Origin of the sequence: Microbacterium oxydans (assembly GCF_900095745.1) — a bacterium.
In the GTDB taxonomy this organism is placed as follows: domain Bacteria; phylum Actinomycetota; class Actinomycetes; order Actinomycetales; family Microbacteriaceae; genus Microbacterium; species Microbacterium oxydans_B.
In genome coordinates this window covers 232478-247928 of the sequence record NZ_FMIR01000019.1, presented here as the reverse complement: position 1 = coordinate 247928, position 15451 = coordinate 232478, and the positions used below count along the sequence as shown (strand labels likewise).

Annotated in this window: 13 protein-coding genes; 11 read left to right on the top strand and 2 right to left on the bottom strand. The window is 68.6% G+C overall.

The features are described 5' to 3' along the window. Positions 1 to 6 precede the first annotated feature (6 nt). From ruvA to BQ2383_RS16690, 6 genes are all read left to right on the top strand, one after another. Positions 7 to 627, top strand: coding sequence for a Holliday junction branch migration protein RuvA (gene ruvA, locus BQ2383_RS16715; protein ID WP_091036513.1), 621 nt, complete (start codon positions 7 to 9; stop codon positions 625 to 627). After that, complete coding sequence (ruvB, locus tag BQ2383_RS16710) at positions 620 to 1645, top strand: Holliday junction branch migration DNA helicase RuvB (RefSeq protein ID WP_091036510.1); 1026 nt, start codon at positions 620 to 622, stop codon at positions 1643 to 1645. The genes ruvA and ruvB overlap by 8 nt, the downstream gene beginning before the upstream one ends. A gap of 78 nt (positions 1646 to 1723) precedes the next feature. Then, complete coding sequence (locus tag BQ2383_RS16705; protein ID WP_091036508.1) at positions 1724 to 2119, top strand: preprotein translocase subunit YajC; 396 nt, start codon at positions 1724 to 1726, stop codon at positions 2117 to 2119. A gap of 56 nt (positions 2120 to 2175) precedes the next feature. After that, positions 2176 to 3924 carry a protein translocase subunit SecD gene (secD, locus tag BQ2383_RS16700; protein WP_091036506.1) on the top strand — a complete coding sequence of 583 codons (1749 nt, stop codon included), beginning with the start codon at positions 2176 to 2178 and terminating at the stop codon, positions 3922 to 3924. Further along, positions 3924 to 4913, top strand: coding sequence for a protein translocase subunit SecF (gene secF, locus BQ2383_RS16695; RefSeq protein WP_091036504.1), 990 nt, complete (start codon positions 3924 to 3926; stop codon positions 4911 to 4913). Before secD ends, secF begins: the two co-directional genes overlap by 1 nt. Before the next feature lie 80 nt (positions 4914 to 4993). After that, positions 4994 to 7246, top strand: a complete 2253-nt coding sequence (locus BQ2383_RS16690; RefSeq protein WP_091036501.1) for a RelA/SpoT family protein — start codon at positions 4994 to 4996, stop codon at positions 7244 to 7246. On the opposite strand, the gene BQ2383_RS16685 is transcribed toward BQ2383_RS16690, so the two are convergent. After that, positions 7233 to 7784, bottom strand: coding sequence for a type IV toxin-antitoxin system AbiEi family antitoxin (locus BQ2383_RS16685; RefSeq protein ID WP_091036498.1), 552 nt, complete (start codon positions 7782 to 7784; stop codon positions 7233 to 7235). The genes BQ2383_RS16690 and BQ2383_RS16685 overlap by 14 nt on opposite strands. A 62-nt stretch (positions 7785 to 7846) precedes the next feature. Continuing rightward, the gene (locus BQ2383_RS16680) at positions 7847 to 9205 is read right to left on the bottom strand and encodes a DUF349 domain-containing protein (protein ID WP_208617691.1); all 1359 of its coding nucleotides are present in this window, start codon (positions 9203 to 9205) and stop codon (positions 7847 to 7849) included. A gap of 212 nt (positions 9206 to 9417) precedes the next feature. Here BQ2383_RS16680 and nirB point away from each other — a divergent pair, with 212 nt between their 5' ends. From nirB to BQ2383_RS16655, 5 genes are read left to right on the top strand one after another with little or no spacing between them, the layout of a single operon-like run. Further along, complete coding sequence (gene nirB / locus BQ2383_RS16675) at positions 9418 to 11997, top strand: nitrite reductase large subunit NirB (RefSeq protein WP_091036497.1); 2580 nt, start codon at positions 9418 to 9420, stop codon at positions 11995 to 11997. Next, positions 11994 to 12356 carry a nitrite reductase small subunit NirD gene (gene nirD / locus BQ2383_RS16670; protein WP_091036494.1) on the top strand — a complete coding sequence of 121 codons (363 nt, stop codon included), beginning with the start codon at positions 11994 to 11996 and terminating at the stop codon, positions 12354 to 12356. Before nirB ends, nirD begins: the two co-directional genes overlap by 4 nt. Further along, a complete protein-coding gene (gene cobA, locus BQ2383_RS16665) occupies positions 12353 to 13588 on the top strand; it encodes a uroporphyrinogen-III C-methyltransferase (protein ID WP_091036491.1) in 1236 nt (411 codons plus the stop codon). The genes nirD and cobA overlap by 4 nt, the downstream gene beginning before the upstream one ends. Then, entirely contained in the window at positions 13585 to 14715 is a 1131-nt protein-coding gene (locus BQ2383_RS16660; protein ID WP_091036487.1) for a uroporphyrinogen-III synthase, read from the top strand. The genes cobA and BQ2383_RS16660 overlap by 4 nt, the downstream gene beginning before the upstream one ends. Further along, positions 14712 to 15389: a sirohydrochlorin chelatase gene (locus tag BQ2383_RS16655; protein ID WP_091036484.1), complete on the top strand. Its 678-nt coding sequence runs from the start codon at positions 14712 to 14714 to the stop codon at positions 15387 to 15389. The genes BQ2383_RS16660 and BQ2383_RS16655 overlap by 4 nt, the downstream gene beginning before the upstream one ends. The last annotated feature ends 62 nt before the right edge of the window (positions 15390 to 15451 follow it).

The following is a 15451-nucleotide window of genomic DNA, read 5'->3' as shown; positions in this document are numbered from 1 at the left end:
GAGGGGATGATCTCCTCACTGCACGGCGTCGTCCAGCATGCGACGTCCGATCAGGTCGTCATCGACGTGGGTGGTGTCGGGTTCGCCGTCGCCGTCCCTGCCGATGTCGCACACACCGCGACCGTGGGGGAGAAGCTCCTCTTGCACACGAGCCTCATCGTCCGTGAGGACTCGCTCTCCCTGTTCGGCTTCGCGGATCGCGGCGAGCTTGAGATCTTCGGCCTGCTGATCAGCGTGACCGGCGTCGGGCCGAAATCGGCGTTGGGAGTGCTCTCGCACCTCACGGGCGATCAGATCGCCGAAGCCGTGACAGCGGAAGATGACGCGCCGTTCCGACGGGTCTCGGGTATCGGACCCAAGACGGCGAAACTCATCGTGCTGCAGCTCGCCGGCAAGGTGCAGGCCTTCGCGGCACCGTCGAGGCCGGTGGTGTCGGGCGGCACCGATGTCGTCACGCAGGTGGCTGCGGCGCTGGTCGGCCTCGGCTGGTCGGAGAAGGTCGCCGCCGAGGCCGCGGCGCAGACGGCGGCCGAAGCCACGGAGGCGGAGCGGGCGACTGTGGCCCTGCTGCTGCGGCGAACTCTCGCGCTGCTCGGCCCTGCGCAGGGAGGCCAGGCGCGTGTCTGATCCCCTCGACGCGACCGAGCCCTCGGATGAGACCGAACTGGCGATCGAGGGCGCGCTGCGCCCGACGAGCCTCGGCGATTTCGTCGGACAGCAGAAGGTGCGCGGGCAGTTGCAGCTGCTGCTCGACGCCGCACGCATCCAGAGCCGCCCTGCCGACCACATTCTGCTCGCCGGCCCCCCGGGGCTCGGCAAGACGACGCTGGCGATGATCGTGGCGCACGAGAGCCAGCGCCCGCTTCGCCTGTCGAGCGGCCCGGCCATCCAGCACGCCGGCGACCTCGCCGCACTGCTCTCCAGCTTGGTGCCGGGGGAGGTGCTCTTCATCGACGAGATCCACCGCATGGCACGCTCCGCCGAAGAGATGCTGTACCTCGCGATGGAGGACTACCGGATCGACATCATGGTCGGCAAGGGTGCGGGAGCGACGAGCATTCCGCTCGAGCTGTCACCCTTCACGCTCGTCGGAGCCACGACGCGATCCGGTCTGCTGCCGAATCCGCTGCGCGACCGTTTCGGATTCACCGGACACCTGGAGTTCTACGACGAGTCCGAGCTCGAGCAGGTCATCGCCCGCTCGGCCTCTGTCCTGGGCGTCGACGTGCCGACCGATGCGCTCTCCGAGATCGCGCGCCGCTCCCGAGGCACACCTCGCATCGCGAACCGCCTGCTGCGCAGGGTGCGTGACTACGCCCTCGTGCACGGCGGGGGTGGCGCCACGATCCATGACGTACGCGCGGCGCTCGAACTCTACGACGTCGACTCGATCGGCCTCGACCGGCTGGACCGTGCGGTGCTGGAAGCTCTGGTCCGCCGTTTCCGCGGGGGCCCGGTCGGCCTGAGCACGCTCGCCGTGGCGGTCGGCGAAGAGGGTGAGACCGTGGAGAGCGTGGTGGAACCGTACCTGGTGCGCATCGGCTTCCTCGGGCGCACTCCGCGCGGTCGTGTGGCGATGCCGGAGGCCTACGCGCACCTCGGCGTCGCGCATCCGGACGGGATGCTTAAGTTGGATGACCTATAATCACTGAAGACTTCCCGGTTACCTTCGCGCGCCCAAAGGCTGGAGCGTGCACCTGAGAAAGGCGCTTCCCCCATGCCCATGGAATTCCTGCTCTTCGGCCTTCTCGCCGTCCTCCTCGTCTTCATGATCTTCAACACGCGCAAGCGCACGAAGCAGATGAAGGCCGATCAGGAGGAGAAGGCGACCAAGACCGTTCCCGGCGCCAAGGTGCTCCTGCAGGGCGGCATCTACGGCACGATCGTCTCGTACGACCCCGATGACCTCGACACGCCGGCTCTCGTCGAGATCGCTCCGGGAACCATCATCGACGTGCACAGCCAGGCGATCCTCCGCGTGGTCGAGCCCAAGGATGCGATCATCGACGCACCCGTCGACGTGATCGAGGAGCCGGCCGTCGACGACGCAGCCGCCCCCGCGCTCGAGACCCCCGAGGAGACGCGCGCTCGCCTCGAGCGCGACGCCGACGACAAGTAATCTCCGCGGCCGACGCGGCCCTTCGGATCTCCGTCCTCCCAGAAAGCTGAACACACGTGGCTTCATCTTCTCCCGTCCGTCACGCCTGGCGGGTCCTGCTCGGCCTGCTCCTGGTGACGGGTGTGCTCTTCGGCATCAACTCGCTGGGCGTATACGTCATCAAGGACGCCGAAGGACAGCCGGTCAGCTCCTGGACGCCCGAGCTCGCACTCGACCTGCAGGGTGGCACCCAGATCGTCCTCAGTGCAGAGACCGAGGACGGTGCGGCGCCCACGCAGGAGCAGCTCGACCAGGCCGCGGCGATCATCCGCCAGCGCGTGGACGCGTCGGGTGTGGCCGAGGCCGACATCACGACCGAGGGCGGACAGAACATCGTCGTCCAGATCCCTGGCGAGGCGGATGCGCAGACGCGTGAGCGGATCCAGGCGAGCGCGCAGCTCGAGCTGCGACCCGTGCTCTACACGACGGCCGCGAGCACCGAGTTCGTCGGGGAGGACGGGAACTCCACTCCGTACCCCAGCCCGGACCCGTCACTGAATGCGACGCCGACCGCCGAGCCGACCGACGCGAGCGACCTGTCCTGGGTGACGGACAAGCTGGCAGCGGAGTTCCAGGCCTACGACTGCGAGAACCCGGACAACGACCCCGCTCGGGCCCCGAAGGACCAGCCGGTCGTCGCCTGCTCCCCGGACAAGGCGCAGAAGTTCCTCCTCGGCCCGACGGAGCTCGACGGCACCGCGATCACCGACGCCTCCGCGGGTCGCGACCAGAAGTCCGGCGCGTGGATCGTGCAGCTGACCATGAACGGCGAGGGCGGCGACGCCTTCGGCAAGGTCAGCACGCGGCTCAACCAGAACCGCATCGACGGACTGTCCCCGCGTGATCAGTTCGCATTCGTGCTCGACGGCGACGTCATCAGCGCGCCGCGGATGAACGGCGTCATCCTCGACGGCCGTCCCAGCATCTCTGGCAGCTTCACGCAGGAGACCGCGACGACCCTCGCCGACCAGCTGAAGTTCGGTGCCCTGCCGCTCAGCTTCGTCGTGCAGAGCTCCGACACCATCTCGGCGACGCTGGGAACCCAGCAGCTGCAGATCGGTCTGATCGCGGGACTCATCGGTCTCGCGCTCGTCGCGATCTATTCGCTGATCGTGTACCGAGCACTCGGGTCGGTGATCATCGCCTCGATCGCGGTGATGGCCGTCCTCACCTACATCATCATCTGCATCCTGGCCTGGCGCCTCGGATTCCGTCTCTCGCTCGCCGGCGTCGCCGGCCTGATCGTGTCGATCGGTTTCACCGCCGACTCGTTCATCGTCTACTTCGAACGAATACGAGACGAACTCCGCGACGGGAAGTCGATCACCGCCGCGGTTGAAGACGGCTGGGGTCGCGCGAAGCGCACGATCTACATCTCGAAGTCGATCAACATCCTCGCGGCGGTCGTGCTGTACATCCTCGCCGACGCCACGGTGAAGGGCTTCGCGTTCACGCTCGGCCTCACGACCCTCATCGACGTGTTCATCTTCGTGATCTTCACGCACCCGGTCATGCAGCTTCTCGCGCGCACCCGATTCTTCGGCGGCGGTCACAAGCTCTCGGGCCTCGATCCCGAGGCCCTCGGTGCGGTGTACCGAAGCCGGTCCCAGTACCGGGAGGTCACGACGGCATCGGCAGGTCGCGGTGCGAAGAACGCCCGCTCTCGCGCCGAGGCGGATCGCCGCCAGACGATCGCAGAACGAAAGCGCGCCGAGGCACTCGCGGGCGACAGACCCACCAAGCCCGGAAGTGAGGGAGACGCCTGATGCCTTCCATGAATGAGTTCGGAAACAACCTCTATTCCGGCAAGACCTCCTTCCCGTTCGTCGGCAAGCGTCGCCTGTGGTTCATCATCGCGATCATCCTGGTCGTCGGTTCGGCCCTCGTGCCGCTCATCCGGCCCATCCAGTTCTCCATCGAGTTCACCGGCGGGTCCCAGTTCACGGTGCAGGCGCCCGACACGGTCGATCAGGACACCGCGAAGGAGGCCGTCCAGTCGGTCGTCCCGGGAGCCGCGACCAAGGTCGTCGTCCTGAACGGGAAGGACATCCGCGTCCAGACCGACCAGATGAGCGCCGCCGAGACGCAGGACGTCGCTGAAGCCCTCGCCGACGCCTACGGTGTGGAGCCCGCCAATGTGACGTCGTCGTTCATCGGCCCGGCCTGGGGTGAGAACGTCACGAAGCAGTCGCTGTGGGGTCTCGCGATCTTCCTCGCCCTCACCTTCCTGATCCTCGCGATCTACTTCCGCACGTGGAAGATGTCGGCGGCGGCGATCATCGGCCTTCTCGACGTGCTCGTCATCACGGTCGGCGTCTACGCGCTGGCCGGCTTCGAGATCTCTCCGGCCGCCGTCATCGGCTTCCTCACGATCCTGGCGTACTCGCTGTACGACACCACGGTCGTGTTCGACAAGGTCAGAGAGAACACCACCGAAGACGGGGAGAAGTCCGCGCGGCTGTTCGGTGAATCGGTGAACCTCGCCGTGAACCAGACGCTCGTGCGCTCCATCAACACGTCTGTGGTCGCGGCCCTGCCGGTTGGGGCCGTGCTCTTCATCGGAGCCTTCTGGCTCGGTGCGGAATCGCTCACCGACATCTCGCTGTCGATCTTCGTCGGCATCCTCGTCGCGACGTACTCCACGCTCTTCGTTGCCGCTCCGCTGTACTCGCTGTTCCGCGAGAACGAGCCGCAGCTCAAGGAGCGCGACGCCCGCATCCGCGAGGCTCGCAGCCGGGCGTCCGTCGAAGCCTGACGGGTCCGGCCCGAGGGTGCTCCGGGCGGGAGCTCGGCGCCCTCAGCACGCGTAGGATGAATTGATCGGGAGGTGAGTTGATGGCGGAACCGCAGACGTCATCGCAGGGTTCGAGTCTGCGACGACTGGTTCCCCGCATCTTCTCCCGCGCGTCCCGCATCAACGACCTCGACAACCTGATCCGTACGGTGCGTGCGAACCACCCCAAGGGCGACTTCTCCGTCATCGAACGCGCATACGCGGTCGCGAAGGAGAAGCACGAGGGGCAGAAGCGCCAGAGCGGCGAGCCGTACATCACGCACCCCCTGGCGGTCGCGCAGATCCTCGCCGAGCTCGGTCTGGGCCCGCGGGCCATCGCCGCGGCGCTCCTGCACGACACGGTCGAAGACACGGGCTATGCGCTGACCGATCTCACCGCCGAGTTCGGCGATGAGGTCGCGATGCTCGTCGACGGCGTGACCAAGCTCGACAAGGTCAAGTACGGCGAGAGCGCGCAGGCCGAGACGGTCCGCAAGATGATCGTGGCGATGTCGAAAGACATCCGGGTCCTGCTCATCAAGCTCGCCGACCGGCTGCACAACGCGCGCACCTGGGGTTTCGTCCCGCCGGAGAAGGCCACGAAGAAGGCCAAGGAGACCCTCGAGATCTACGCCCCGCTGGCGAACCGTCTCGGTATCCAGGCGATCAAGTCGGAGCTCGAAGACCTCTCGTTCGCTGTGCTGCACCCGAAGATCTACAACGAGATCCACAGCCTCATCGCGCAGCGGACCCCGCAGCGTGAGAAGTACCTCGCGCAGGTCGTCGAGGAGATCGACGAGGATCTGCGCGACCTCCGTATCCGCGGCAAGGTCGTCGGGCGGCCGAAGCAGCTGTACTCGGTGTACCAGAAGATGGTCATCCGCGGCCGCGAGTTCGACGACATCTACGACCTGATCGGCATCCGCGTGCTCGTCGGCTCGGTGCGCGACTGCTATGCCGTCCTCGGTGCGATCCACGCGCGTTGGACGCCGCTGCCCGGCCGGTTCAAGGACTACATCGCCACGCCGAAGTTCAACCTCTACCAGTCGCTGCACACCACGGTCATCGGGCCCGCCGGTCGCACGGTCGAGATCCAGATCCGCACCCACGAGATGCACCAGCAGGCCGAGTACGGTGTGGCGGCGCACTGGATGTACAAGGAGCGGATGAACGGCGGTGGCAAGACCGAGGTCCGCGCCTCTGACACCGACATGGCGTGGCTCGCCCACATCTCCGACTGGCAGGCCGAGACGGCCGACCCCGGAGAGTTCCTCGACTCGCTGCGCTTCGAGATCGGTGCGAAGGAGGTCTACGTCTTCACGCCGAAGGGGCGTGTGATCGGCCTGCCCGCCAGCGCGACCCCCGTGGACTTCGCCTACGCGGTGCACACGGAGATCGGCCACCGCACCATGGGTGCGAAGGTCAACGGGCGCCTCGTGCCTCTGGAATCGGAGCTCAAGAGCGGCGACGTGGTCGAGGTCTTCACCTCGAAGAACCCCGATGCCGGCCCCAGCCAGGACTGGCTCGGTTTCGTCGCGAGCACGCGAGCGCGGAACAAGATCCGCGGCTGGTTCACCAAGGAGCGCCGCGAAGAGGCCATCGAGCAGGGCAAGGAGGCCATCGCCCGCGCGATGCGCCGCCAGAACCTGCCGCTGCAGAAGCTGATGAGCCAGGACTCGTTCGCCGAGGTGGCCCGCGGGCTGCACTACGAAGACGTCTCCGCGCTCTACGCCGCCGTCGGCGAAGGACACGTGTCGACGCAGTCGGTGCTCGAGAAGGTCACGGCCCTGGTCGCGGCTAACGACCCCAGCACGGGAGCCATCGACCTGCCCGGCAGCGTTCCGACGCGTGAGCCGCGATCCGGCGACTCGGGCGTCCTCGTGCGCGGCGCCAACGACATCCTGGTGAAGCTGGCCAAGTGCTGCACCCCGGTACCCGGTGACCAGATCGTCGGATTCGTGACGCGCGGCAGTGGCGTCTCGGTCCACCGGGCGGACTGCGTCAACGTCAAGGCGCTCAGCAACGAGCAGGACCGCTTCGTCGAGGTCTCGTGGGCTCCCACGACGAAGAGCGTGTTCCGCGTGCAGATCCAGGTCGAGGCGCTCGACCGCTCGGGCCTTCTCTCCGACGTGACGCGCGTGCTGAGTGAGCACCACGTCAACATCCTCTCGGCGACGGTCACCACCACCGATGAGCGGTTGGCTCTGAGCCGGTTCGTCTTCGAGATGGGCGATGCCGTGCATCTCGACCGTGTGCTGAACGCGGTCCGTCGGATCGACGCCGTCTACGACGTCTACCGGGTCACCTCCTCCTGACGGCGAGGCGCTGCAGAGCGGCCGAACCCATGCGGCTGCCCGGCACGCGTCGAAGGTCCTGCAGCGCGTTCATCGCCGCCTCGGGGGTATCCGGGCAGGCGACGGCGAGGAGATCCATCCAGGGCAGCACCCGCGGGTCGCGATGCAGTGTCGTCGCGAGGTCGAGCATCGTGCGGGCCGGGCTGGATACGGCGACGCCGCCGAGCGTACGGACGTCGGAATCGGGGAGCAGGGTGTCGTGGAACACCACACGCGCGCTGGTGACGGGACGGATCCGGCGTTCCACACACCGCTTCACGTGATGCACGACCGGCGGCGTGTCGCCGGCGCCGTGGACCCAGGCGGCCGTCTGGTGGCACGCGGCGGTGCCCGGCCGGACGAGCGCAGCGATCGAGCTCGCCCGAACGTCGGGCCCCTCCACGAGATCGGCAGGGATGTATGCGTCGCCCACGTCGACGACATGGCCGTCGATGCGGGCCGCACTGAGTTCGGTCTGGCTCAACCGCTTGCCGGGAACATAGAGGAACGCGGGGTGCATCACGCCAGTCTGGCGCAGTGCACCCCGCGTTCGAGACGGTCGCGGAGACCTGTGGAGAAGGGTCAGCCGCCCAGAGCGCTCAGCCAGGCGCGGCGAGCCTCGAGGGCGTCGGCGGCTTCCTTCGCCGCCTTCTTGTCGCCGGCCTTCTCGGCAGCGGCGACCTCGGCTTCGAGCTTCTCGATGGCCTCCTGCAGCTGCGAACTCATGTCGTTCGCGCGCGCCTTGGTCTCGGGGTTGTTCTTCTTCCAGTCCACGTCTTCGCGGGCCTTCAGACCCTGCTCGATCGTGCGGAGCTTGTCGTCGAGCGCGCGCTCCTTATCCCGCGGGAAGATGCGGCCGATCTCATCCCACTGACGCTGGATGCGCGTGAGCAGTGCGCGAGCGCGCTTGATGTTCGACTCGTCGGCGACGGCCTTGGCCTCTTCGAGAAGAGCCTCGCGGGCCTCGATCTTCGGTGCGGATTCCGCTTCCTCGGCGGCGGACTGCTCGGCGCGAGCGGCGTACAGGGCATCGCCCGCCGCCTTGAACCGCGCCCAGAGTGCGTCGTCCGCCTTGCGCCCGGCACGACCGGCGGCCTTCCACTCGTCGAGCAGGTTGCGGTAGGCGGGAATCCCGTCGGTGCCACGCGGTGCGAGAGCCTCGGCGCGCTCGACCAAACGGGTCTTCACGTCGCGAGCACTCTTGTGCGCATCGTCGAGCTCGGAGTAGAAGGCGCGACGCTGCTTGTCGACCACGGCGCGCGCATCGCGGAACCGCTTCCAGAGCTGCTGGGAGATGCCCTTGGAGAGGCGGGGACCGCTCTGCTGCTGAGCCTGCCACGCGTCGAAGAGCTCACCGAGCTCGGCCGTGACCTGCTTCCACTGCACCTTGCTGAGGTCGCGCGCCGCGATCGCCTCGGCCTTCTCGACGAGCACGGTGCGCTCGGCGATCGCCTTGTCGACGAGTTCCTTGGCCTGCTGCGCCTCCTGCTCGGTGGCTTCGGACAGCGATGAGGTCAGGGTGTTCAGACGGTCGCGCAGACCTGCGAGGTCGCCGACGGCCGCGGCATCCGTCGCTTCAGCGATGAGGTGACCGGCCTGCTTCGAGAGGTCGCTCGCCGACGCGCCGCCGGCCTGGTGGCGCTGTTCGAGCGTGTGCACCTTGAAGGCGATGTCGTCGAACTTGCGCACGAAGTAGGCGAGCGCCTCGTCGGGCGTGCCGTCGGGATACTGGCCGACGACGCGCCAGACCTCGCCTTCGCGCACCTCGACGGTGCCGTCGTCGGAGACGCGGCCCCATTCTGCGGAGGTCGACGACGCGACGGGCGACGGCGCCGGTGCGGCGGGCGCAACGGCTGCCGTCTTGGGTGCCTTCGGCGGCATCGGCACGGCGGGGGGTGCGGGGACGGGGGGAGTCGGCTTCGAGGGCTCGGTGGCAGACACGTGATTCTCCTTGCGCGGTAGGGCCCGCGGGAGGCGGAAAGGACGAGGCTCAGCCTAGTACGCCCCGCGCGGCCCCGCCGGACTCGCGTGATGCGCCGTCTCACATGGCTGTTATCGAGTTGTGAGGAGAACGTTCGATCCGCGTAACACCGGCCCGGCCTTTCGCGAAACACCGCGTCTCTATCGTCGAGTCCACGGACAGAGGAGGGCTCGTGATCGTTCGGGAGAGCACATCGTCGGATGTCGTGGTGGTGGGGGCGGGAATGGTCGCGCACCGATTCGTCGAGAGCCTGCTCCGCGGCGAAGGCTCGGCGCCGACCGTCACCGTCATCGGCGAGGAGGCGCGCGCCCCGTACGACCGTGTCGGGCTGACCTCGTTCTTCACCGGCGCGAGCGCCGACGACCTCGCACTCGACGCGCAGACCCTCCAGGACGATCGGGTGCACTTCATCGGCGACGATCGCGTGACGGGGATCGATCGGGCTCGTCGCACGGTGCGCACTCGCTCGGGCGCGGTGCACGCCTACGGGACACTCGTCCTCGCCACAGGCTCCTACGCGCTGAGGCCGGCCGTCGACGGCGCCGACCTCCCCGGGAGCTTCGTCTATCGGACCCTCGACGACGTCGCCGCGATCGACGCGTTCGTCCAGCACCGCGGCGCCGTGCTGGGACGCTCACTGCGCGGGACGGTGATCGGCGGCGGCCTGCTGGGCCTCGAGGCCGCGGGGGCGTTGCAGGGCCTCGACGTCGAGTGCACGGTGGTGCAGTCGTCCGACCGGCTCATGTCCGCCCAGCTCGACCTCGCGGGCGGCAGGATCCTGCGCCGGCTGATCGAGTCGGAAGGCATCGGTGTGCGGACGGGAACCCGGACCACACGGATCGACCCGGATGCCTCCGGCTCCGTCGCGGCACTGCAGTTCCAGGACGGCAGTATGCAGGGAACGGACATCGTCATCTTCACCGTCGGCGTGCGCCCGCAGGACTCGCTGGCACGCGTCGCCGATCTCGCCGTGCACCCCAGCGGTGGCGTCCTGATCGATTCGAGGTGCCGCACCGCCGACGACGACATCCTCGCGATCGGCGAGGTCGCCAACTTCGAAGGACGCTCCGTCGGACTCGTCGCCCCCGGATACGCCATGGCGGAGGTCGCGGCCACTCGGCTTCTCGGCGGCGATGCGACCTTCCCCGGTTACGACGATTCAGCGAAGCTGAAACTCTCCGGTGTCGATGTGGCGAGCTTCGGAGACGCCTTCGCGACCACGCCGAATGCCCTGGACGTCGTCTACACCGACCCGGTCAACGGCGTCTACAAGAAGCTCGTCCTCTCCGACGACGCGAAGACCCTGCTCGGTGGCATCCTCGTCGGCGATGCCTCGGCCTACGGATCTCTGCGCCCCCTGGTGGGTGCCGCGCTGGGCGCCGACCCCTCCGCCTACCTGATGCCGGAGGGCGGCACGACGCTTCCCGACAACGAGCTTCCGGCCGAGGCGGTCGTCTGCTCGTGCTCGAATGTGACGGCCGGACGCATCCGGGAGGCTGTCCACGCCGAAGGGTGCACGGACGCCTCGGCCGTGAAGGCGTGCACCAAGGCGGGCGCCACCTGCGGTTCCTGCATCTTCGCGGTCAAGAAGATCGTCGGCCAAGAGCTGACCAAGCTCGGTCAGACGACCTCCGACGCCCTGTGCGAGCACTTCTCGATGTCGCGCCGCCAACTCTTCGACGCGGTACGGGTGTCGGAACTCACGACGTTCAGCGCGATCATCGCCCGTTTCGGCACCGGGCGCGGCTGCGACATCTGCAAGCCGGCTCTCGCCAGCATCCTGTCCGTCCTCGTCGGAGCGCACGTGCTCGACGGCGAGAACGCGGCTCTGCAGGACACCAACGACCATGTGATGGCCAACATGCAGAAGGACGGCACGTACTCGGTGGTGCCGCGGATGCCCGGCGGTGAGGTCACTCCCGCGGGGCTGATCGCGATCGGGAACATCGCCGAGACCTACGGCCTGTACACGAAGATCACCGGAGGGCAGCGGATCGATATGTTCGGCGCCCGCCTCGAGCAGCTGCCGCAGATCTGGCAGCGTCTGGTCGACGCCGGCTTCGAGTCGGGACAGGCGTACGGCAAGGCGCTGCGCACCGTGAAGTCGTGCGTCGGCTCCACCTGGTGCCGCTACGGGGTGCTGGATGCCGTCGGCATGGCCGTGCGCCTCGAGCTCCGTTATCGGGGGCTGCGGGCGCCGCACAAGCTCAAGGTCGGCGTGTCCGGCTGCGCGCGCGAGTGTGCGGAGGCCCGGTCGAAAGATGTCGGTGTGATCGCCACCGAGACGGGGTGGAACATGTACGTCGGCGGCAACGGCGGCTTCTCGCCGCGCCACGCGGAGCTGCTCGCCGCGGACCTCGACGACGAGGGCCTCATCCGCGCGATCGACCGCTTCTTCATGTACTACATCCGCACGGCGGACCGCCTCCAGCGCACGGCAGGGTGGTGCGCCGAGCTCGACGGCGGGCTGGACGGTCTCCGCGAGGTGATCTTCGACGACAGCCTCGGCATCTGCGATGACCTCGACACGGCCATGAGCGTGCACGTCGATCGTTATGAGGACGAGTGGGCGGCGACCCTGCGTGACCCGGTGAAGCTGCGGCGCTTCGAGTCCTTCGTAAATGCGACCGACACCCCTGACCCTTCTCTGGCCTACGTGTCCGAGCGCGGTCAGGTGCGGCCGGCGACGACGGAGGAACGATCGGACGCGAGCGTCATGATCGCCGGCACGACTCTGGAGGTGCGACGATGACGCTCAGTGCTGACACCGGAACGCGCGTTCGTGTGTGCGCCCTCAGCGACCTCGAGGTGGAGCGAGGCAGGGCGGCGCTGTTCGGCACCGTACAGATCGCGCTCTTCCTCCTCGCCGATGGCTCGGTGCACGCGGTGTCCAATCTCGATCCCTACAGCGGCGCCCATGTGATGTCGCGAGGGATCGTGGGCACGCGGGGCGATGTGCCGACGCTGGCCTCGCCGATGCACAAGCAGGTCTTCGACCTGCGCACGGGCGAATGCCTCGACACCCAGGGCAAGGCCCCGGCGACGCTGCGGGTCTGGGACGTGACCGTGCGAGACGGTCAGATCGAGCTGAACATCGAGGAGATCCGATGACGGTCATGTTGGGTGTCGACCTCACTGGACGCGACGTGCTGCTGGTGGGTGGTGGCGCAGTCGCGGCGAAGAGGATCCGCCGGTTCCTCGATGAAGGGGCGCGAGTGCGGATCGTCGCCCCCGTCCTGCATCCGGACACCGCGCGGCTGGTCGAGCTGCACGGTCTCGTCTGGCGCGCCGGTCGCTTCCGCGGATCGGATCTCGCCGGGGCGTGGCTCGTACACGCGGCCACCGGCGACGCCCGCGTCGACCGCGATGTCGCGGAGCGCTGCGAGCGCACGCGGATCCTCTGCATCAATGCATCCGACGGCGCCCATGGGTCGACCAGGCTCACCGCACAGGCCGAGATCGGCGACGTGACCGTCGCGGTGACCAGTACGGTCGGTGCGGACCCGCGTCGTTCTGTCGCCGTGCGGGATGCGATCGTCGATCTCGTGGGCGACGGCCGCCTGCCCCTGCGGCGGCGCCGTGCCGGTCGGAGCGGACGCGTCGACCTGGTGGGAGGCGGACCGGGGCCTGTGGACCTGATGACCGTGCGCGCGCGGCGCCTGATCGCCGAAGCGGACGTCGTCGTGACCGACCGGCTGGGGCCGGCGGCGGAGATCGTCCGCGGGCTCGATCCCGACGTCGAGGTGATCGACGTGGGGAAGCTTCCCGGGCGGCACCCCGTGCCGCAGGACGAGATCAACCGGATCATCGTGGCGCGGGCAGCCGAGGGGCGACGCGTCGTCCGGCTCAAGGGCGGGGACCCGTTCGTCTTCGGACGCGGCGGCGAGGAGATGCAGGCATGTCTCGCCGCGGGCATACCCGTCGACGTCACCCCGGGGATCTCGAGCGCGATCGCCGTTCCGCAGGCGGCCGGCATCCCCGTCACACATCGAGGCACGGCCGCGGCTTTCCACGTCGTGAACGGTCAGGGTGCGATCGGCGAGGGCACGCTCGCGGCGTTGGCCGACCCGACGGTGACCACGGTGATCCTGATGGGCGTGGCCGCCCTCGAACGTCTGGTCACCGTGGCACTCGCGCACGGTGTGCGGGCCGATCGGCCGATGGCTTTCGTCGAGAGCGGCCAGACGGCGCAGCAGCGGACGACGCGGACCACGCTCGGCCAGGCCGTCGCCGATGCGCGGGCCGTCGGTCTGCGCAATCCGGCGGTCATCGTGATCGGCGAGGTCGCGAGCGCGGGGCTGCTGCTCCCGACATCGGAATCGATCGGGGCTGTCCTGGCGTGACGATCCGTGCTCCACTGACTCCGGTCCTGGCCGGATGCACCATCGTCGTGGCCGCTGACAGGCGGTCCGGCGATCTCGTCTCGGCTCTCGAGCGACGCGGAGGCCAGGTCTACCGCGCGCCCGCCCTGAGCATCATCCCCAATGAAGACGATGAGGTGCTCATCGCCCGCACCCGCGATCTCATCGCGTCGCCTCCTGACATCGTGATCGTGACGACCGGCGTGGGTTTCCGCGGGTGGATCGATGCCGCGCACGAGAACGACCTGGCCGAAGACCTCACGGGCGCGCTGGCCGGGGCGCAGTTCATCGCGCGAGGACCCAAGGCGCACGGGGCCATCCAGCAGGCGGGCTTCGTGGCCGATTGGGTGGCCGAGTCCGAGACCTCCGCAGAAGTGGGGGAGTACCTCGCCGCCGAAGGGGTGGCCGGGCGGCGCATCGCGATCCAGCATCATGGAGCGGGCGCCGACGGGCTCGACACCCTTCTGTCGGGGCTGGGAGCGGACGTGGTCAGTATCACCGTGTATCGCTGGGGGCCGCCGCCGGACCCTCAGATCGTGCGCCGCTCCGTCGTGCAGGCGGGAGCTGGTGAAGTGGACGCCGTGCTCTTCACCTCCGCACCCGGTGCCGCCGAGTGGGTGAGGACGGCCATCCGTGCCGACGCGCTCGAGTCGATCCGTCGCCGGGCCGCATCCGGACGCCTGCTGCTCGCCGCCGTCGGACCGATCACGGCCGCCCCGCTCGCGGATGCCGGGCTCAAGGCCACTCTGGCTGCGCGCGGCCGCTTGGGGTCGCTGGTGCGCTGCGTGGTCGATCATTACGCCTCGGGTGCCGCCCCGCAGCTGCAGACGGCTCTCGGTGCGATGGAGATGCGCAGCGGCGGTGTCCTGATCGACGGCGCCTTCGTTCCGCTCTCCCGCGCTGGTGCGAGCATCCTGAGCGAGCTCTTCGATGCCGCCGGACGCGTGCTCTCCCGCGAGGAACTGGGGCTCGCCCTGCCCCGAGGGGGCGAGAGCGCCCACGCCGTGGAGATGGCGGTCGCCCGGCTGCGCGAGGCACTGGGCGGGGCTGCAGCGATCCAGACCATCGTCAAACGCGGCTATCGACTCACCGTGGAGGAACCCCGATGACCACCCTCGTCGCCTGCTCCCACGGCACGGATTCCCCCGCCGGACGCCGCACGGTCGCAGACATCGTCGATCTCGTGCGCGCACGTATCCCGGGCACCCGCGTCGTCCAAGCCTTCGTCGACGTGCAGGAACCGGCGGTGCCCGAGGTCGTCGAACAGGAGCATCTCGACGATGACGTCGTCGTGGTGCCGCTGCTGCTCTCCGTGGGTTTCCACACCGCGGTCGATATCGCGAGCGCCGTCCGTCCGTACGACAACGTGCGGCAGGGGGAGCCCTTGGGCACCCACCCGCTGATCGCCGAGGTCCTGCGCGCGCGGCTGCGTACGGCGGTGCACGATCGCTGGCTTCCGGGCGACCACGTCGTGCTCGCGGCGGCCGGCTCCAGCAATCCTGCGGCGGTGGCAGATGTCACCAGGGCGGCGGCGCACCTCGCCGATCTGATCCCGGTGCCGGTCACGATCGGGTACGCGTCGGCGATCGAGCCCCGCATCGCGGACGCCGTGAGCTTCGCGCGAGAGCGGGGAGCCTCCCGGGTGATCGCCGCGAGCCATGTCCTCGCGCCGGGGTACTTCGCCGGTCTCGTGGAGAGATCCGGAGCGGACCTCGTCTCGGCACCGCTCGGGGCAGACCCGCGCATCGCCGAGGTCATCATCGAGCGCTTCCGCTCCGCCTGACCCGGAGCGCGCACGCAAAGAGGGGCGGATGCCGAAGCATCCGCCCCCTCTCCGTGCTCGTC